Annotated in this window: 15 protein-coding genes; 13 read left to right on the forward strand and 2 right to left on the reverse strand. The window is 62.9% G+C overall.

What is annotated here, in order from left to right:
* The first annotated feature begins 188 nt into the window (after window positions 1-188).
* The 6 genes from EP867_RS03140 (at window position 189) to EP867_RS03165 (ending at window position 7,937) form a co-directional block, all read left to right on the forward strand.
* On the forward strand, window positions 189-2,021 hold the full coding sequence (locus tag EP867_RS03140; RefSeq protein WP_128486745.1) for an ABC-F family ATP-binding cassette domain-containing protein: 1,833 nt from the start codon (window positions 189-191) through the stop codon (window positions 2,019-2,021).
* A 270-nt stretch (window positions 2,022-2,291) separates the two neighbouring features.
* Window positions 2,292-3,884: an ABC transporter substrate-binding protein gene (locus EP867_RS03145; RefSeq protein WP_241656799.1), complete on the forward strand. Its 1,593-nt coding sequence runs from the start codon at window positions 2,292-2,294 to the stop codon at window positions 3,882-3,884.
* A gap of 104 nt (window positions 3,885-3,988) precedes the next feature.
* On the forward strand, window positions 3,989-4,972 hold the full coding sequence (locus EP867_RS03150) for an ABC transporter permease (RefSeq protein ID WP_128486746.1): 984 nt from the start codon (window positions 3,989-3,991) through the stop codon (window positions 4,970-4,972).
* Between the two features lie 73 nt (window positions 4,973-5,045).
* Complete coding sequence (locus EP867_RS03155) at window positions 5,046-5,972, forward strand: ABC transporter permease (RefSeq protein ID WP_128486747.1); 927 nt, start codon at window positions 5,046-5,048, stop codon at window positions 5,970-5,972.
* Entirely contained in the window at window positions 5,969-6,952 is a 984-nt protein-coding gene (locus EP867_RS03160) for an ABC transporter ATP-binding protein (protein WP_128486748.1), read from the forward strand. Before EP867_RS03155 ends, EP867_RS03160 begins: the two co-directional genes overlap by 4 nt.
* Window positions 6,945-7,937: an ABC transporter ATP-binding protein gene (locus EP867_RS03165; protein ID WP_128486749.1), complete on the forward strand. Its 993-nt coding sequence runs from the start codon at window positions 6,945-6,947 to the stop codon at window positions 7,935-7,937. Before EP867_RS03160 ends, EP867_RS03165 begins: the two co-directional genes overlap by 8 nt.
* 87 nt (window positions 7,938-8,024) lie before the next feature.
* On the opposite strand, the gene edd is transcribed toward EP867_RS03165, so the two are convergent.
* Complete coding sequence (gene edd / locus EP867_RS03170) at window positions 8,025-9,830, reverse strand: phosphogluconate dehydratase (protein WP_128486750.1); 1,806 nt, start codon at window positions 9,828-9,830, stop codon at window positions 8,025-8,027.
* A 198-nt stretch (window positions 9,831-10,028) separates the two neighbouring features.
* On the opposite strand from edd, the gene EP867_RS03175 reads away from it, so the two are divergent.
* A complete protein-coding gene (locus tag EP867_RS03175) occupies window positions 10,029-10,214 on the forward strand; it encodes an RSP_7527 family protein (RefSeq protein ID WP_128486751.1) in 186 nt (61 codons plus the stop codon).
* Between the two features lie 116 nt (window positions 10,215-10,330).
* Window positions 10,331-11,530 carry an RSP_2647 family RNA methyltransferase gene (locus tag EP867_RS03180; protein ID WP_128486752.1) on the forward strand — a complete coding sequence of 400 codons (1,200 nt, stop codon included), beginning with the start codon at window positions 10,331-10,333 and terminating at the stop codon, window positions 11,528-11,530.
* Window positions 11,531-11,609: 79 nt separating this feature from the next.
* Here EP867_RS03180 and EP867_RS19755 read toward each other — a convergent pair whose 3' ends face one another.
* Complete coding sequence (locus EP867_RS19755; protein WP_164888746.1) at window positions 11,610-11,759, reverse strand: hypothetical protein; 150 nt, start codon at window positions 11,757-11,759, stop codon at window positions 11,610-11,612.
* A gap of 272 nt (window positions 11,760-12,031) precedes the next feature.
* On the opposite strand from EP867_RS19755, the gene EP867_RS03185 reads away from it, so the two are divergent.
* From EP867_RS03185 to EP867_RS03205, 5 genes are all read left to right on the forward strand, one after another.
* Complete coding sequence (locus tag EP867_RS03185; RefSeq protein ID WP_128486753.1) at window positions 12,032-13,198, forward strand: M20 aminoacylase family protein; 1,167 nt, start codon at window positions 12,032-12,034, stop codon at window positions 13,196-13,198.
* Between the two features lie 27 nt (window positions 13,199-13,225).
* Complete coding sequence (locus tag EP867_RS03190; RefSeq protein WP_128486754.1) at window positions 13,226-14,395, forward strand: M20 metallopeptidase family protein; 1,170 nt, start codon at window positions 13,226-13,228, stop codon at window positions 14,393-14,395.
* Between the two features lie 103 nt (window positions 14,396-14,498).
* Window positions 14,499-15,614, forward strand: coding sequence for a UDP-3-O-(3-hydroxymyristoyl)glucosamine N-acyltransferase (locus tag EP867_RS03195; RefSeq protein ID WP_128486755.1), 1,116 nt, complete (start codon window positions 14,499-14,501; stop codon window positions 15,612-15,614).
* Window positions 15,611-15,871, forward strand: a complete 261-nt coding sequence (locus EP867_RS03200) for an acyl carrier protein (protein WP_128486756.1) — start codon at window positions 15,611-15,613, stop codon at window positions 15,869-15,871. The genes EP867_RS03195 and EP867_RS03200 overlap by 4 nt, the downstream gene beginning before the upstream one ends.
* Window positions 15,868-17,070, forward strand: coding sequence for a beta-ketoacyl-[acyl-carrier-protein] synthase family protein (locus EP867_RS03205; protein ID WP_128486757.1), 1,203 nt, complete (start codon window positions 15,868-15,870; stop codon window positions 17,068-17,070). The genes EP867_RS03200 and EP867_RS03205 overlap by 4 nt, the downstream gene beginning before the upstream one ends.
* The last annotated feature ends 8 nt before the right edge of the window (window positions 17,071-17,078 follow it).

The following is a 17,078-nucleotide window of genomic DNA, read 5'->3' on the forward strand; positions in this document are numbered from 1 at the left end:
TGACGGCCCGGCGCAGTCAAGTCAGATCGGAGACGAGGCGCCATGGGCAGACCGGTGTCGATAGAAAGACGTCGCAGGCTCACGATGCCACGAAAAAGAGATATTGCAAGAATTTTCTGAGGCGCTTTGCCGCAGGGCGCGAACCTCACCGCTTGACCCTGCTGAGAGGCTGGCCTAGTGCCGATGACATGGCACGTGCACCCCTTCTTCAGCTCTCCGGTATCTCGCTCACCTTTGGCGGAAACCCTGTTTTTGATGACCTTGACCTTGTGGTCCAGGCCGGCGACCGGATGGCGCTGGTCGGGCGCAACGGGTCGGGCAAATCCACCCTGATGAAGGTGATGGCTGCGCTTGCGGAGGCCGATCAGGGCAGCCGCGTCGTCCCGCCTGGCGTCACTGTGGGATATATGGAGCAGGACCCGGATCTTTCGGGTTTTGAGACGCTTGGCGATTATGCTGCGGCAGCACTCTCAGACGGGGAAGAGTGGAAAGTCGCCGCCGTGGCGGAGGGCCTCCGCTTTAATCCCGAGACCCCGGTGGCGACCGCTTCGGGCGGGGAGCGTCGTCGCGCGGCGCTGGCAAGGCTGATGGCTTCTGAGCCCGAACTGATGCTTCTGGATGAGCCGACCAACCACCTTGATATCGCGGCCATCGAATGGCTTGAAAATGAGCTTTCGACGACCCGCTCAGCCTTTGTGCTGATTTCGCACGACCGCGCATTTTTGAAGCGTCTGACGAAAGGGACGCTTTGGATCGATCGTGGTCAGGTGCGCCGTCGCGAATCAGGGTTTGATGGTTTTGAGGACTGGCGTGACACTGTCTGGGCCGAAGAAGACGCGGCCCGCCACAAGCTAGACCGCAAGATCAAAGCCGAAGCGAAATGGGCCGTTGAGGGTATTTCGGCGCGGCGCAAGCGCAATATGGGCCGGGTGCGGGCGCTGGATGCGCTGAAGGCGGAGCGCGCCTCGCAGATCCGCCGTCAGGGCACCGCCGCCATGGAGATCGAGGCAGCGCCCACTTCGGGCAAGCGCGTCATTGAGGCGACCGGGATCAGCAAAGATTTCGGCTCGGGTCCGGTCATTAAAGACTTCGATCTGCGGGTGATGCGCGGCGACCGGATCGCTTTTGTGGGGCCCAACGGCGCGGGCAAGACCACGCTTTTGAAAATGCTGACCGGCGAGCTTGCCCCGGATACCGGCACGGTGGTGCTGGGGACCGGGCTGGAAGTGGCGGTCTTTGACCAGGCCCGTGCCCAGCTTGATCCCGAAGCCACGCTTTGGGACAGTCTGACGAATGACCCGCAGATGGCGGTCTCGGGGGCGTCGGATCAGGTCATGGTGCGTGGCGTGCCCAAACACGTCGTGGGCTATCTGAAAGACTTTCTCTTTGACGAGCGTCAGGCGCGGGCACCGGTCAAAAGCCTCTCCGGCGGTGAGAAGGCACGTCTGCTGCTGGCGCGGCTGATGGCGCGGGAATCTAACTTCCTGATCCTCGACGAGCCGACCAACGATCTCGATGTGGAGACGCTGGATCTGCTGCAGGACATCCTAGGGGATTTTCCGGGCACCGTGCTGCTGGTCAGCCACGATCGGGATTTCATCGACCGGGTGGCGACGGCGACTGTGGTCCTCGAAGGGGGCGGACGGGCGACGGTCTATGCCGGCGGCTGGAGCGACATGCTGGTCCAGCGCGGCGGAAATCCGGTTGCGCTTTCGGTCAGCAAGACCGGAAAGACCTCAGCGCCTTCCGCCGCCCCGGTCGCGGCCGCGGCACCGAAAGCTACGCCTGCGAAAGCGGGTCTGAGCTTTACCGAGAAAAAGCGTCTCGAAGAGCTGCCTTCAGTGATGGAGCGGCTGGAGGCTGAGATTGGCAAACTCTCGGAACTGCTGGCCACGCCGGATCTTTTCACCCGCGAGCCGGTGAAGGCGAAGCGCGCCACGGATATGCTGGCAGAGCGCCAGTCCGCGCTTGCCGCAGCGGAAGAGGAATGGTTGATGCTGGAAGAAAAATCAGCGGGTTGAGCTGATCTTCTCTGATGACTGAACCCCGCCCCGGAGCTGTTCCGGGGCGGTTTCGTTTCTGGCCCCGGCATCTGCCCTGAGGAATGGGCTGAAAAACATGATCACGCCTGCGTTATAATGCCCCGTTTGCGTGAATTTCAGGCACAATGCGAAGCGGCGGAATTGACGCTTATAAACGTCATTCGTTACATGACAGACTTCACCGCTCCGGGGGAGCGGGAATGGTAGGGGACTGCCAGTCAGCGGTCCCGGTTCTCAGGAGGAGCCCAGATGACTCATATGCCCCGATTCAGCCGCGCCACCGCCGGCCTCATGCTGTCGGCTGCGGCCGTCGCGCTGAGCCTTTCGGCTGCTGATGCAAAAACCATCCGCTGGGCCCGTTCGGCCGATGCGCTGACGCTGGATCCGCATTCGCAAAACGAGGGTCCGACCTCGACGCTGCTGCACCACATCTATGAGACTCTGGTTCTTCGTGAAACCGACGGCTCGCTGACCCCGCGTCTGGCGACCGAATGGAACATCCACCCCGATGATCCGTCGATCTGGGTCTTCAAGATCCGCCAGGGCGTAAAGTTCCATGACGGCGCGGATCTGACGGCAGAGGACGTGGTCTTCTCGTTCAACCGCGTGAAGGCAGAATCCTCGGGCTTCCGGGCTTTGCATGCAGCCGCCGTGTCGGCTGAGGCCGTGGACGACTTTACCGTTCACATCAAAACCAACGGCCCCTCGCCGCTTTACGTTCAGAACCTGACCAACTTCTTCATCGTTGATAAAGGCTGGGCAGAGAAGAACAACGTTGTTGAGCCGCAGAACTTCGCAGCAGGCGAAGACAACTTCGCCGTTCGCAACACCAATGGCACCGGTCCCTACAAGCTGGTCTCGCGTGACCCGGAAGTGAAAACCGTTCTCACGCTGAACGAGAACCACTGGGCTGAGAAGCCCCAGGTGACCGAGGTGATCTACACCCCGATCGCAGAAGCTGCGACCCGTGTGGCCGCACTCCTCTCGGGTGAGATCGACTTCGTGCAGGACGTGCCGGTGCAGGACGTCATCCGCCTGCAGGAGACCGATGGCGTCACCGTGGTCAACGGCCCGGAAAACCGCTCGATCTTCTTTGCCTATGACGTCTCCTCGCCGAAGCTGCGCTCGGGCAATACCGACGACAACCCCTTCGCGAAACAGGCCGTGCGCGATGCGATCCACATGTCGATCGACCGCGATGCGATCAAACAGGTCGTGATGCGCGGCCAGTCGCAGCCCGGTGCCATGCCGCTGCCGCCCTTTGCCAACGGCTGGACCGCAGAGCTTGACGCCTATGACAAGCCCGACTACGCGAAAGCGGCCGAGCTGGTCAAAGAAGCGGGCTATCCGGACGGCTTCAGCTTTGACATGAACTGCCCGAACGACCGCTATCTGAATGATGAGGCGATCTGTCAGGCCGTCGTGGCGATGCTCAGCCGCGCCAATATCAAGGCAAACCTGGTGTCGCAGTCGCGCAACCTGCACTTCCCGCTGATCGAAAAGCGCGAGAGCGACTTCTATCTGCTGGGCTGGGGCGTGCCGCCCTTCGATTCGCAATATGTCTTCGACTTCCTCGTCCATACGCCGACCGGCAGCTATGGCTCGTATAACGGCGGTCAGTATTCGAACCCGGAGCTCGACAAGAAAATCGAGGAACTGGCGACGATGACCGACCTCGAGGCGCGCAACGCGCAGATCGCGGAAATCTGGAAAGTCGTGATGGATGAGAAGATCATCCTGAACATCCACAACCAGGTGCTCGCCTATGCGATGAAAGACGGCATCAATCTCGCCGTTCACCCGGAAAACCAAGCCAATATGTCGACGGTCACCTTCAAGTGATCTGATCGGTCGGACCGGGGCAGGCGCCCGGGTCCGGTCATTCGCCAGAGCCGCCGGTGCTGATGCATCGGCGGCTTTGCCAGCCAGGGGATGTCCAAACACCCATGCTCGCCTATTCACTTCGCAGAGTTCTGCAATCGATCCTCGTTATGCTGGTCGTTGCGCTGATCTCTTTCGCCCTCTTTCGTTTCGTTGGTGACCCGGTTAACTCCATGGTGGGCCAGGAGACTTCCCTCGCGGATCGTGAGGCACTGCGTCAGCAGCTTGGCCTGAACGACCCTTTTGTGGTGCAGTTCTGGACTTTCATCACCCGCGCCGTGCAGGGAGATTTCGGAATCTCTTACCGGCTGCAGGAGCCGGTGATGAAGCTCATCCTGTCGCGTCTGCCTGCCACGCTTGAACTTGCGCTGGTTTCGGGCACCGCGGCTTTCATCCTTGGGGTTGGCTTTGGTGTTTACACCGCGCTGAACCGCCGGGGCGTGGCCTCGAACGGGATCATGACCCTGTCGCTGATCGGGGTCTCGCTGCCGACCTTTCTGATCGGCGTGCTGCTGATCTGGATTTTTGCGGTTGAGCTGAAATGGCTGCCCTCTTTTGGTCGCGGGGATACCGTTGCGGTGACCTCCTGGTGGACGACAGGTTTCCTGACGTCTTCAGGCCGCGCCTCGCTGGTGCTGCCGGCGGTGACGCTGGGGCTTTATCAGATGACGCTGATCATGCGCCTTGTGCGCGCTGAGATGCTGGAAGTTCTGCGCACCGATTACGTGAAATTCGCCCGTGCCCGCGGTCTGTCGCAGCGCGCCATCCACTTTGGTCACGCGCTGAAGAACACCATGGTGCCGGTGATTACGGTGATGGGTCTGCAGCTTGGCTCGATCATCGCCTTTTCGATCATCACCGAGACCGTGTTCCAATGGCCGGGCATCGGCTCGCTGTTTATCAACTCGGTCAAAGCGGTCGATGTGCCGGTGATGGCGGCCTATCTGATGATGATTGCGGCGATCTTCGTGGTGATCAACCTGATCGTGGACGTCCTTTACTATATCGTTGACCCGCGTCTGCGGCTGGATGGCGGGGGCAAGCACTGATGCGCAAGCCCCTCCACGCCCTTCGCGGCGGCCAGCGCCGCCAGATGACCCTTCCGATGACCGGAGCCAGCCGATGAGCCAATCCACCAGTAAACTGGCCCGAATGTGGGACAGTGATATTGCCTATAGTTTCCGCCGCTCGCCGGTGACCATCATCGCGGCCATTGTGGCGCTGGCAATCATTCTGGGCGCGGTCTTCGCCCCCTGGATCGCGCCGCACAACCCCTTCGATCCCTCGTCGCTGAACCTGATGGACGGCTTTTCGCGTCCGATGGTGCCGAATGAATTTTCCGGCAATACCTATCTGATGGGCACTGACAACCAGGGCCGCGATATCTTCTCGACCATCCTTTACGGCGCGCGGATCTCGCTTTTCGTGGGCTTTGCGGCCGTTGCCTTCGGGATGATCCTCGGCATCACCCTGGGGCTGATCGCGGCCTGGCGCGGCGGCTGGGTCGACAGCCTGCTGATGCGCATCGCGGATGTGCAGCTGTCTTTCCCCTCGATCCTGATTGCCCTGCTGATCTTCGGCATCGCCCGCGGCGTCATCCCCACCAATATGCGTGAGACCATGGCGATATGGGTGCTGATCGTGGCCATCGGCCTCTCGGACTGGGTGCAGTTCGCCCGCGTCGTGCGCGGCGCAGCCATGGTTGAGAAGAACAAAGAATATGTCCAGGCCGCCCGCGTCATCGGCGTGCATCCGGCCCGGATCATCTTCACCCATATTCTGCCCAATGTGCTTGGCCCGGTGCTGGTCATTGCGACCATCTCGCTGGCGCTGGCGATCATCTCTGAGGCAACGCTCTCCTTCCTTGGGGTGGGTGTTCCGCCGACACAGCCGTCGCTTGGCACGCTGATCGGCAATGGTCAGAAATATCTCTTCTCCGGGGAGTGGTGGATCCTGCTCTTCCCCTCCGCCACGCTGCTGGCGCTGGCGCTCTCGGTCAACCTGCTGGGTGACTGGCTGCGCGACGCTCTGAATCCGAGGCTGAAATGACAAAGCCGCTGCTTTCCGTCCGCGACCTGAAGGTCGAATTTCCGACCCGCCGGGGTGTGCTGACTGCACTCAACGGCGTCTCCTTCGACATCATGCCCGGCGAAGTGCTGGGCATGGTGGGCGAATCCGGTGCCGGTAAATCGCTGACCGGCGCCTCGATCATCGGGCTTCTGGAGCCGCCTGGCCGCATCGCCGGGGGCGAAATCCTGCTGAAAGGGGAGCGGATAGACAACCTCTCGCCCGACGCCATGCGCAAGGTGCGCGGGCGCCGCATCGGCATGGTGTTCCAGGATCCGCTGACCTCGCTGAACCCGCTCTATACGGTCGCGAAACAGCTGACCGAAACGATCATGACCCACCTCCCGGTCTCTGCCGCTGAGGCGCGCCAGCGCGCCATCGCGCTGCTCGACCGCGTGGGAATCCCGGCGGCTGCGCGCCGCATCGACGACTACCCGCACCATTTCTCCGGCGGCATGCGCCAGCGCGTGGTCATCGCGCTTGCGCTTTGCGCAGAGCCGGAACTGGTCATCGCCGATGAGCCGACCACCGCACTTGATGTCTCGGTCCAGGCCCAGATCATCGATCTCATCAAAGAGATCTGTGCTGAGCGCAACGCCGCCGTCATGCTGATCACCCACGACATGGGCGTGATCGCGGAAACCGCAGACCGCGTGGCGGTGCTCTACGCAGGCCGCCTCGCCGAGATCGGTAAGGTCCATGACGTGATCACCCGGCCTGAGCATCCCTATACCCAAGGGTTGATGGGCTCGATCCCGACCCTCACCCAGGAGAGTGAGCGCCTGATCTCGATCCCCGGCTCGATGCCGCGCCTGAACGCCATCCCGCCGGGCTGTGCCTTTAACCCGCGCTGCACCAAAGCCTTCGGCCGCTGCACCGCAGAGCGTCCTGATCCGATCAACCGCCCCAACGACCGTCAGGTCGCCTGCTGGCTTTACGATGAGGAGAAGGCGCATGTCTGACCCGCTGATCCGCGTTGAAAACCTCTGGCGGAAATTCGACGTCTCGAAACCCTGGCTGAACCGCGTCATCGAGCGCGAGGAGAAACAGTTCCTCACCGCCACCGCAGATGTCTCCTTCGAGGTCAACCGTGGCGAGACCTTCGCCCTTGTTGGCGAATCCGGCTCGGGCAAATCCACCATCGCCAAGATGATGGTGGGCCTTGTCGGAATCTCAGGCGGCAAAATCTCCTTTGACGGGCGCGACATGGCTTCCATGTCCCCTAAAGAACTGCGCGATCTGCGCCGCCGCTTCCAGATGATCTTCCAGGATCCCTTTGCCTCGCTGAACCCGCGCTGGCGGGTGGGGGATATCATCGCTGAGCCGATGATCACCTTCGGCATGGCCAATGCCACCGACGCCCGCAAAGAAGCGGAGCGTCTTCTCGGCGTCGTGGGCCTTTCGGCGAAAGATGCGGAAAAATTCCCGCATGAATTCTCCGGCGGCCAGCGCCAGCGGATCGCGATTGCCCGTGCGCTCTCCTCGAAGCCCGAGTTCATCGTCTGCGACGAGCCGACCTCTGCGCTTGATGTCTCGGTTCAGGCGCAGATCCTCAACCTCATGCGCGACCTGCAGGATGAGCTGGGGCTGACCTATCTCTTCATCAGCCATGACCTCTCGGTGGTGCGCCATATGGCGAACCGCATCGGCGTGCTCTACCTCGGCCGCCTCGTTGAAGTCTCGGAGGCCAAAGAGCTCTTCAAACAACCGCAGCACCCCTATACCCGCATGCTGCTGGAAGCGGTGCCGGATCTCGCGCTCTCGGGCCGCCGCCGCAAATCGGTTGAGGGGGAAATCCCGAACCCGATCTCGCCGCCCCCCGGCTGCGCCTTCCATCCGCGCTGCCCGCTGGTCCGCCCTGAGTGCAAACTCGCAATCCCTGAGCGGCGTCCGACCCCGATCGGCTCCGCCGCCTGTATCGCAATCGGCGAGACGGCCAACCTCTGAAGCAAAAACGCCGCGGGACCTTCTCGCGGCGTTTTCTTTGGCTTTTCTTAAATACTCATCTTTAAACCCGGCCCTCCGGCGCTCTGCTCACCAAAGCACCGAGGCCCCATCGCCCGCCGCGGAGGCCCTTTGGCGGAGTCCGGCAAAAAGCTCCCGCCCGGTGCCGAAATCATTGCCCGCCAGATCACCTTTCACCGGCACGCGCGCGGCGAAATCCGCCTCCAGAACCTCCAGCCGGCCAGCCACAGCATCAAGACGCACCCGATCGCCGTCCCGCAACCGCGCGAGCGGTCCGCCATCTGCCGCCTCGGGGCTCAGATGGATCGCTGCAGGCACCTTGCCCGAAGCACCCGACATCCGGCCATCGGTCAGCAGCGCAACCCGCAGCCCCCGTGCCTGAAGCACCGACAGCACCGGCGTCAGGCCATGCAGTTCCGGCATGCCATTGGCGCGCGGCCCCTGAAAGCGCACGGCCACGATGACGTCTTCGGTAAATTCACCGTCGCGAAAGGCCTCTTTCACGGCCTCCTGGGTGTCAAAGACCCGCACTGGTGCCTCAATCACATGGCGGTCCTCCGGGATCGAGGAAACCTTCATCACGCCCCGGCCCAGATTGCCCTCCAGCGCCACCAGACCGCCGCTGGGCTGAAAGGGATCGGCCACGGGGCGCAAAATCCGGTCGTTGAGCGAAGGGCCTGTCACCGCCTCCCAGGACAAAGCCCCCTCGCGCAGGACCGGCTCACTGGCATAGGCCGACAGGCCATGCCCCGCGACTGTCAGCACATCTTCGTGCAAAAGACCCGCATCGAGAAGTTGGCGCACCAGCCAGGCAATGCCGCCTGCCGCATGGAAGTGGTTCACATCCGCAAGCCCATTGGGATAGACCCGTGCAAGCAGGGGGACCACCTCAGACAGATCGGCGAAATCAGCGATGTCGAGATGAATGCCCGCGGCCCGGGCCATGGCCGGCAGATGCAGCACCAGATTGGTCGAGCCTCCGGTGGCCATCAGACCAACAATGCCGTTCACCAAGGCTTTTTCGCTCAGGATATGCCCGGCGGGGGTAAACTCGCTTCCCCTTGCGGTGATCGCCGCCGCCCGCGCGACAGCGGCCTCTGTCAAAGCGGCGCGCAGCGGCGTGCCGGGGTTCACGAAGGCCGCACCCGGCATATGCAGCCCCATCAGCTCCATGAGCATCTGATTGGTATTGGCGGTCCCGTAGAAGGTGCAGGTGCCCGGCCCGTGATAGCTCGCCATCTCGGCAGCCATCAGCTCAGCCCGACTGATCTCACCGGCTGCGAAGCTCTGGCGGATCTTCGCCTTTTCGTCATTGGGCAAACCGGATGTCATCGGCCCGGCCGGAACAAAAACCGCCGGAACATGGCCAAAGCTGGCCGCCGCGATCACCAGACCGGGCACGATCTTGTCGCAGACCCCCAGCCACAAAGCGGCGTCAAAGCAGTCATGGCTCATGGCAATGCCCGCAGAGAGCGCAATCACATCGCGTGACATCAGGCTCAGTTCCATGCCTGGGCGGCCTTGGGTCACCCCGTCACACATCGCAGGAACGCCGCCCGCCACCTGGGCCGTGGCCCCGGCGCGGCGCGCGTAGTCACGGATCTGCGCGGGGTAATCCTCATAGGGCCGATGCGCCGAGAGCATGTCATTATAGGCCGTCACAATGCCCAGATTGGGGGCTGAGGCCGCAGCAATCGCCGCCTGATCCGGCCCGGCACCCGCGGTGGCATGGGCGGCATTCGAGCAGTCCAGATGGGCACGGGCAGGGCCGGTGGCGGCCGCCCGCTCAAGCCGTTCAAGATAAAGCCCGCGGGTGTCAGCCGATCGGGCGACGATTCGGCGGGTCACTTCAGCGATGCGGGGATGGATGGTCATCTGGGCTCCGGAACGGGCAGTCATGCCTTTTGAATGTAGGTTCGGTGGTGCCCGGACACAAGCGACCGCGCCCGGGAGCCGGGGGGCTTGCGCAGGATGCATAGCGGCTCTGCGCTGCAGCATGATTGTGCAATCGCAGCATAAAGCCCATTTAACGGGCAAGACAGAAACACTGATTCATTCCGAACGGAGCCCGTCATGACCAAGTCCATTTCTTCCGTCGTCCCTCTGAGCCATGCCGAACTGACTGCCGTCATCCGTGAGGCCCGTGCACATCGTGCCCGCGTCCTGGCAGCCGGCGTCTCGAGCCTTGCTCAGCGTCTGCGTGCACTTTTTGGTGCGGCGTCGCAGGATGCCCATAAGGGCCACAAAAGCGCAGTCTGATCCGCGCAGACGAGTTGAAAAGACGGCCCCGGCATCTGCCCGGGGCTTTTCTTTTTTGAAGCCGGCGGCTTCACATTTTCCCTTTCTCACAAGGCGCGCGGCGCGTAAAAGAGCCCATGAGTGTATCATCCTACCCCATTGTCCGCCTGCGTCCCAAAGCCGAAGCCCGCGCGATCCGCCACGGCTTCCCCTGGGTCTATGGCGATGAACTGGTCACTGACCGCCGCACCCAGGGCCTTGAGCCGGGTGCGCTTGCGATCCTCGAAGACGCTGAGCGCCGCACGCTCGGCCTTGTGACCGTGAATACCCGTTCGCGCATCATTGCGCGGATGATCGACCGCGATCCGGAAGCCGTGATCGATCAGGCCTGGTTTGAGCTACGCCTCAAACGCGCCCTTGATCTGCGTGAGCGTCTTTACGCCGATCCCTTTTACCGTCTGGTTCACGCCGAGGCCGATGGCCTGCCTGGCGTGGTCATTGACCGTTTCGGCGATGTGGCCGTGGTTCAGCCGAACGCCGCCTGGGCTGAGATCCATCTCGAAGCTCTGGTCGCGGCTCTGGTCGCTGTGACCGGCGTCAGCGCCGTTGTGAAGAACGGCTCGGGCCGCTCGCGGGGCCTTGAAGGTCTGGCCGAAGAGACGCTGATCCTTCGCGGTGAAGTGACCGGCCCGGTTCCGGTCAAGATGAATGGCGCAGTCTATATGGCTGACCTGATCGGTGGTCAGAAGACCGGCCTCTTTTATGACCAGCGCCCGAACCATGCCTTCGCCGCCTCGCTGGCGCGGGGCCAGAAGGTTCTGGACGTCTTCTCTCATGTCGGCGGCTTTGGTCTGGCAGCCCTTGCCGGCGGCGCGACTTCGGCGCTCTCGGTCGATGGCTCTGCGGCTGCGCTGGAACTGGCCCGCAAAGGGGCAGAGGCGATGGGCGCATCTGATCGCTATGCCACCCGCCAGGGCGATGCTTTCGCAACCCTCGAGGCACTCGCAGCCGAGGGGGAGCAGTTCGGCGTTGTGATCTGCGATCCGCCGGCCTTCGCTCCGGCCAAACCGGCGCTGGAAGCGGGCCTGCGCGCCTATGAGCGGGTCGCCCGTCTGGCAGCCCCGCTGGTCGCGCCGGGTGGCATTCTGGTGCTCTGCTCCTGCTCGCATGCAGCGGATCTGAGCGCGTTCCGCAATGCCTCAGCGCGTGGCATCGGTCGCGGTGGTCGCCGCAGCCAGGTGCTTTACACCGGGTTTGCCGGTCCCGATCACCCGGTCCTGCCGCAGCTCGCAGAGGGCGGCTATCTTAAGGCACTGGCCTTCCGTCTGGATGGCTGAGCGAGTCTCGGCGAGTGATCGTTGATTTCATTGAATAATGCGCAGCCCGTGACGGAAAGGTCGCGGGCTTTGCGTTTGGTCACAGCGGCTCCATCAGCGCCAGCGCGAAAGCAAAAAGCGCGAAAATAACCGCCATGGTCTTTGGTGCGGAGATCGGGAAGCACAGAAAGGTCTCATGATATTCCTCGCCCTCTGCCAGGAGTTCACTCAGACGGTTCATGCGCTTCATTCGCGGTCTCCCCTGCGGTATGGGCGCAGGATGCGGCATACCGGTTTACACCCTATGACCAGAAAACGACTTATCCCTTAATGTTCGGCCCGTGATTACACATCTTCGCGTGCGCTGCGTGAGCAGATCTTCATACTTCTTTAAATTGTGCGATCTGGCAACTGCTCGCCTCAGGCTTCCGATCCCTCTTGCAGTGGTTTGCTGCAGCGGGCAGGCTGGCGCTGAGATCAAACAGCACCGGCCGGCCCGGTCTGTCAGAAGGGGCCTGCGCCATGCCGATCAAAAACCGTTTTGCCGAACTCCTGCCCGAGATCACCGCCTGGCGGCATGATTTCCATCGCCATCCTGAGCTGATGTATGAGGTGCATCGCACGGCGGGTCTGGTGGCAGAGCGGCTGAAAGAATTTGGCTGTGATGAGGTGGTGCCGGGCATTGGCCGCACGGGGGTTGTCGGCGTTATCCGCGGTAAATCAACGGCTTCGGGTAAGGTGATCGGCCTGCGGGCCGATATGGATGCGCTGCCGATCCCGGAGGCCAGCGGGCTTGATTATGCCTCGACCATTCCCGGCGTCAGCCATGCCTGCGGCCATGACGGGCACACGGCGATGCTTTTGGGGGCTGCGAAATATCTGGCCGAAACCCGCAATTTTGACGGCACCGTTGTGCTGCTGTTCCAGCCCGCAGAAGAGGGCGGCGCAGGCGGAAAAGCCATGGTGGATGACGGCGTCATGGAGCGCTGGAACATTCAGGAAGTCTACGGCATGCATAATATGCCGGGCATTAAGGCGGGCACTTTTGCGATCCGCAGCGGCGCGCTGCTTGCCTCGGCGGACAGCCTTGAGATTCGGGTGACCGGCAAGGGCGGCCATGCAGCGGCCCCCCATCAGGCGATCGACACCTCTCTGGTGGCGGCGCAGATCATCGTCTCGGCGCAAAGCGTGGTCTCGCGGAATGTCGATCCGCTCAAGAGCGTGGTGCTGTCCATCTGCACGATCGAAACCGACAGTCAGGCCCGCAACGTCATCCCCCATACGGTGAAGATGACCGGCACGGTCCGCTGCCTCGATGAAAAGATGCGCGATGTGGCCGAAGAGAGCCTGCGCCGCATCGTCACCTCGACGGCTGAGGCTTTCGGCGCCACGGCGGAACTGATTTATGAGCGCGGTTATCCGGTCACCGTCAATCACCCCGCGCAGACCGCCTTTGCCGCAGATATCGCTGCCGAGATCACGGCAGATGTGGATCGCGACACGCCCCCCGTCATGCCGGCTGAGGATTTCGCCTATATGCTCGAGGCGCGGCCGGGGGCCTATATGTTCCTCGGGAATGGCGACACGCCGATGTGCCACCACCCGGCTTACCGCTTTGATGATGAGATCATGCCGCTGGGCTGCAGCTGGTTTGCGCTGCTGGCTGAGCGTCGGATGCCCGCACAGTAATTCACAGGACCAACAGGGAAGACCAATATGCCGGTGAAAAACCGCCTTGCAGAACTGCAGCCCGAAATCGCCGCCTGGCGTCAGCATCTGCATGAAAATCCCGAGCTTCAATACGAGCTTTATAAGACCTCTGCCTTTGTCGAAGCGCGCCTGCGCGAGATGGAGATTGATGAGATCACCCCCGGTGTCGGGAAAACCGGTATCGTGGCCGTGATTAAGGGCCGCACCAATACCTCGGGTCGGGTGGTGCTGCTGCGCGCCGATATGGACGCGCTGCCGATCCTCGAAGACACCGGCCTTGCTTATCAGTCGAAGACCCCAGGCGTTATGCATGCCTGCGGCCATGATGGTCACACTGCCATGCTGCTCGGCGCGGCGAAATATCTCTCCGAGACCCGGAACTTCGACGGTACTGCCGTGCTGATGTTCCAGCCTGCCGAAGAGGGCGGTGCGGGGGCCAAGGCGATGATCGATGAGGGCGTGCTCACCCGCTGGGGCAAGGTTTCAGAGGCTTATGGTCTGCACAACTGGCCGGGCATTCCGACGGGGCAGTTCGCGGTCAAATCAGGACCGCTGATGGCGGCGACCAATACCTTCCGCATCGTGGTCAAGGGACGTGGCGGCCATGCGGCTAAGCCCCATGACACCATCGACCCGACCGTGATCGGCTCGCAGATCGTGCTGGCGCTGCAGACCATTGCTTCGCGGGTCAATGATCCGCTGAAGTCGATTGTGGTCTCGGTGACCTCGTTCCAGACCAGCTCTGAGGCCTATAACGTGATCCCGCAGCAGGTTGAGCTGCGCGGCACGGTCCGCACGCTTTACAAAGAAAGCCGCCAGCTGGCCGGTGAGCGCGTGAAGGCCATCGCCGAAGGCACCGCGCTTGCCAATGGCGCTGTGGCAGAGGTGGAGTGGATCGAAGGCTACCCCGGCGTGGTGAACCACGAAGCCGAGACCGGCTATGCCATCAAAGTGGCCGAACAGGTCTCGGGCGTTCCGGTCCATCCGATCCTGCCGACCATGGGCGGCGAAGATTTCGCCTATCTCCTCGAAGAGGTCCCGGGTGCCTATATCTTCATGGGCAATGGCGACACCGCAGGGGTTCACCACCCCGCCTATAACTTTGACGATACTGCGATTCCTTTCGGCTCCTCCTGGCTGGTCGGCATGGTGGAAAGCCGTCTCCCCATCGCATGATCTCTGTCGCTGCGGGCCATCAGGTCTTTTCGGATGGCCCGCAGCGCCTTACATAGCCTACGAGTGAGGCGGGGCGCGGCACGCCCCGGCCAAGGAGCGTAAGATGACCCCGAAATCCCTGACCATTGCTGAGATCGCCGCCTCGATTGGCGCGCGCGCTGAGGGCAAGACTGAGCTGCGCGTGATCCGTGCGGCAGAGCCTCATACCGCAGGGCCTGAGGATCTCGCGCTGGCAATGGACCCGAAATATGCCGGCGGGCTTGAGAAGGGGCAGGCCCGCGCTGCGGTGATCTGGGACGGGGCGGATCATCGCACCCTTGGTCTCGAGGCCGCCATCTATATTTCCCGCCCGCGTCTTGCCATGGCGGGGATCGCGCGTGTCTTTGATCCGGGCCCTGAGATCGCGCCGGGTATCCACCCGATGAGCGTGATTGATCCCACCGCCGAGATTGGTGAGGGCGCGGCCATCGGCCCCTTCGTCACCATTGGCGCGGGGGTGAAAATCGGGAAGGGCGCACAGATCGCGAGCCATGTCTCGATCGCGGAATATGCGCAGATCGGGGCGGATGCGTTGCTGCTGCAGGGCGTGCGGATCTGTCACCGCGTGACCATTGGCGAGCGCTTCATCGCGCATCCCGGCGTGGTGATCGGCGCTGACGGATTTTCCTATGTCACCCCTGAGAAATCCGGGGTCGAGCAGATCCGCGACACGCTTGGTGAGCGCAAGGACTTCCGGGAGCAGACCTGGTCGCGCATTGCCTCGCTCGGCGGGGTTGAGATCGGCGACGATGTTGAGATCGGCGCCAATGCCTGCGTCGATCGCGGCACGGTCAGGGCGACGCGCATCGGTTCGGGCAGCAAGCTCGATAATATGGTGCATGTCGGCCATAACGTGCAGGTCGGGCGCGATTGCCTGCTGTGCGGACAGGTCGGGATCGCGGGGTCTTCGGTGATCGGCGATCGCACCGTTCTGGGCGGCCAATGCGGCGTCTCCGACAATATTTCCGTAGGCTCTGACGTGATCGCCGGGGGCGCGAGCAAAATCTTTACCAATGTTCCGGCAGGAAGGGTGATCCTTGGCAGCCCGGCGGTGAAGATGGACACCCAGATCGAGATCAACAAAGCCGTCCGCCGTCTGCCGCGCTTCATGGCAAAGATGGAGGCGTTTCAGAAGTCCCTCAGCGCCGGGAAGACCGGCGACGGATCGGAGAGCGCATGACGGCACAGGCGCGCATTCTGGCCATTGTGGCGGCCCAGTGCGGGCGGCCCGTGGCGGATCTGCGCCTGAACGACACGCCCGAAAGCCTGGGTCTCGACAGCATGGCGCTGGTTGAGATCCTCTTTGCGCTGGAGGAGAGCTTTGGTGTTTCGCTGCCCTTCAATGCCAATACGCCTGAGGCTGAGGGGCTGGACTTTTCCTCGCTCGCCAGTCTGATCGCCGGGGTTGAGGCGCAGCTGGCCGCTGCCGCGCCGTGAGGCGGGTGGTCATCACCGGGGCAGGGACGGTCAATACCCTCGCCCGTGATGTGCCAGGCACTTTGGCCGCCTTTCGGGAGGGGCGCTGCGGGATCGGACCGCTTGATCTGCCCGATCCCGAGCGCCTGCAGATCCGCATCGGGGCTCAGGTGCGCGACTGGCAGCCGGAGGCGCTGTTCCCCGGGAACAGGCTTCCCCTTTATGACCGCTTTACGCAATTCGCCCTGATCGCCGGGGCAGAGGCCATGGCGGGCGCGGGGCTCTGCGTCGATGAGGCGCTGGCCCATCGTGCCGGCGCGATCCTCGGATCTGCGGGCGGCGGGCTGACGACCTCGGATGCCGCTTATCGTGAAGTCTATCAGGAGGGGCGGGCAAGGGTGCATCCCTTCACCGTTCCGCGTCTGATGAACAGCGCGGCGGCCAGTCATCTCTCCATGGCTCATGGGTTGAAAGGCCCGGTGTTTTCGCTCGCCAGCGCCTGCGCGGGCTCAAACCACGCGATGGGGCTGGCGTTTCAGCTGATCCGGAGCGGGGCTGCGGATGTCATGCTCTGCGGCGGAGCCGAGGCGATGATCAGCTTCGGCGGCCTGAAGGCCTGGGAGGGGTTGCGCGTCATGTCGCCCACCGGCTGTCGCCCTTTCAGTGCCGATCGGGACGGCATGGTCATGGGGGAAGGGGCTGCGGTATTTGTTTTCGAGGAATACGAACGCGCAAGAGACCGGGGGGCGGATATTCTGGCCGAGGTGGCGGGGTTTGGCATGACCGCCGATGCCGCCGACATCGTCCTGCCCTCGCCCGAGGGCGCGGCCCATGCCATGCGGGCGGCGCTTCGGGATGCCGGACTTCAGCCCTCAGACATCGGCTACATCAACGCCCATGGAACCGGGACAGCCGCCAATGACCGCAGCGAATCCCAGGCCATCCGCGAGGTCTTCGGGGATGCGCCCCCGCCGGTCTCTTCGACCAAATCCATGCATGGTCATGTCATGGGGGCAACGGGCGCGATTGAGCTTCTGGCCTGTCTGATGGCGCTGCGCGACGGGATCCTTGCACCGACCATCGGTCGCAGCCTCGCCGATCCCGAATGCCTGACGGATGTGGTCGCCGGGCAGGCGCGCCCGGTGCAGCTTCGTGCAACCCTGTCCAATGCCTTTGCTTTTGGCGGGTTGAATGCGGTGATCGCCCTCAAGGCGATATGAAAAGGGCG

Source organism: Falsigemmobacter intermedius, assembly GCF_004054105.1.
Lineage (GTDB): Bacteria > Pseudomonadota > Alphaproteobacteria > Rhodobacterales > Rhodobacteraceae > Wagnerdoeblera > Wagnerdoeblera intermedia.

Excerpts from the sequence above, each read along its gene's own strand:
- EP867_RS19755 (WP_164888746.1), bottom strand. The coding sequence starts at position 11,759 with ATGAAGCGCATGAACCGTCTGAGTGAACTCCTGGCAGAGGGCGAGGAA.
- EP867_RS03195 (WP_128486755.1), top strand. The coding sequence starts at position 14,499 with ATGACCCCGAAATCCCTGACCATTGCTGAGATCGCCGCCTCGATTGGC.
- EP867_RS03145 (WP_241656799.1), top strand. The coding sequence starts at position 2,292 with ATGACTCATATGCCCCGATTCAGCCGCGCCACCGCCGGCCTCATGCTG.
- EP867_RS03185 (WP_128486753.1), top strand. The coding sequence starts at position 12,032 with ATGCCGATCAAAAACCGTTTTGCCGAACTCCTGCCCGAGATCACCGCC.
- EP867_RS03165 (WP_128486749.1), top strand. The coding sequence starts at position 6,945 with ATGTCTGACCCGCTGATCCGCGTTGAAAACCTCTGGCGGAAATTCGAC.
- EP867_RS03190 (WP_128486754.1), top strand. The coding sequence starts at position 13,226 with ATGCCGGTGAAAAACCGCCTTGCAGAACTGCAGCCCGAAATCGCCGCC.
- EP867_RS03160 (WP_128486748.1), top strand. The coding sequence starts at position 5,969 with ATGACAAAGCCGCTGCTTTCCGTCCGCGACCTGAAGGTCGAATTTCCG.
- EP867_RS03200 (WP_128486756.1), top strand. The coding sequence starts at position 15,611 with ATGACGGCACAGGCGCGCATTCTGGCCATTGTGGCGGCCCAGTGCGGG.
- EP867_RS03140 (WP_128486745.1), top strand. The coding sequence starts at position 189 with ATGGCACGTGCACCCCTTCTTCAGCTCTCCGGTATCTCGCTCACCTTT.
- EP867_RS03180 (WP_128486752.1), top strand. The coding sequence starts at position 10,331 with ATGAGTGTATCATCCTACCCCATTGTCCGCCTGCGTCCCAAAGCCGAA.
- EP867_RS03155 (WP_128486747.1), top strand. The coding sequence starts at position 5,046 with ATGAGCCAATCCACCAGTAAACTGGCCCGAATGTGGGACAGTGATATT.
- EP867_RS03175 (WP_128486751.1), top strand. The coding sequence starts at position 10,029 with ATGACCAAGTCCATTTCTTCCGTCGTCCCTCTGAGCCATGCCGAACTG.
- edd (WP_128486750.1), bottom strand. The coding sequence starts at position 9,830 with ATGACCATCCATCCCCGCATCGCTGAAGTGACCCGCCGAATCGTCGCC.
- EP867_RS03150 (WP_128486746.1), top strand. The coding sequence starts at position 3,989 with ATGCTCGCCTATTCACTTCGCAGAGTTCTGCAATCGATCCTCGTTATG.